The 1,140-nt window shown below is 68.9% G+C and carries 1 protein-coding gene and 1 pseudogene; one reads left to right on the top strand and one right to left on the bottom strand.

Annotated features, from left to right (window positions below; genetic code table 11):
- Positions 1-288: pseudogene (locus AB0L34_RS34170) on the bottom strand (hypothetical protein); the annotation flags it as partial.
- Between the two features lie 304 nt (positions 289-592).
- On the opposite strand from AB0L34_RS34170, the gene AB0L34_RS34165 reads away from it, so the two are divergent.
- Positions 593-1,140, top strand: a 548-nt coding sequence (locus AB0L34_RS34165) for a leucine zipper domain-containing protein (protein ID WP_363709814.1), incomplete at its 3' end; no start/stop codon positions are given.

Here is a 1,140-nt window from a genome sequence, read left to right as displayed (position 1 = left end):
CAGGCCCAGCGAGTCGTGGTCGTTGCGGTCACCCAGGTGACCCAGATTCTCCAGCTTCGACTCCTGCAGCGCGGTGGCGATCGAGACGACCGCGGCGCGCTCGGGCAGGCCCGCCTTCTTGGTGGCCGCGATGATGGCCTTGGCGTTGGCGATCTGCTCGTCGTTCAGGTCCACGTGCGACTGCTCGCCCTGCGGGCTCACGCCCTGAACCGCGACGGCGGCCGGCTTGGTGGTCTCCGCCGCGTGGGCGGCGACCGGACCGGCGAACACGATCCTGCGCAAGAGCATCCTCGGCATCGCCGGTCTCGCCTTCACCGGTGGCGCACCGGGTTACAACGCCCCCCACCCCGCCCACCCCGCCCCGCCGATCTTGGAGTTGTGGCGCCTCAGATGCCCGGTTCGCGGCTTACGCGAGGCACCACAAGTCCAAGATCGATGGAGCGGCCCGAGATCTTGGTACGGGATGGCCCCTCGGGGGGCTGTTCAGTCCCATGACATCTGTCAGCGTTGAAGTCCCGATACATGTGTCACGTGGTAGGGATCTTGGGTCGGGTGGTATGTGCTGCCGGGCATGGCTTCTCGGCGGCATGTGATGAACCTGCTGGACGCGCTGCTGGCGGCGGGGGTTCGGGTGAACGCGGCCGAGTTCGCGCGTGAGCACGGGGTGTCGGTGCGCACGGTGTACCGGCACCGCGCACGTATCCGGGCCGAGGGTCAGTGGCAGGAACGATCCCGGCGGCCGCGTACCAGTCCGCGGGTCACGCCGCCGGAGGTGGACGCGTGGATCTGCAAACTGCGCGCTGAACTGGGCCCGGACAACGGGGCTGACTTCATCCGAGACGCGTTGGACGATGTGCGCCGGCGCACCGACGCGTCCTGGTCAGTGCCGTCACGCTCGACGGTCAACCGGGTGCTGGCCCGGCATGACCTGCTCGTGGCTACTCCGGCTAAACGACCGCGTAGCTCGTGGCGGCGTTTCAGCTATGCCCGGCCCCGCGACTGCTATCAGATCGACGCCACCGAAGTGAAACTCGCCGACGGCCGCACTGTCGTCGTCTTCGACGTCCTGGACGACTGCACCCGCACCCTGGTCGCCTGCCACGCCGCCGCCGCGGAGACCGCCCGAGCCGCGATCACCGC

The sequence above is a fragment of the Micromonospora sp. NPDC052213 genome (genome assembly GCF_040679695.1).
Taxonomy (GTDB): domain Bacteria; phylum Actinomycetota; class Actinomycetes; order Mycobacteriales; family Micromonosporaceae; genus Micromonospora.
This window is presented reverse-complemented; position numbering and strand designations above follow the sequence as displayed.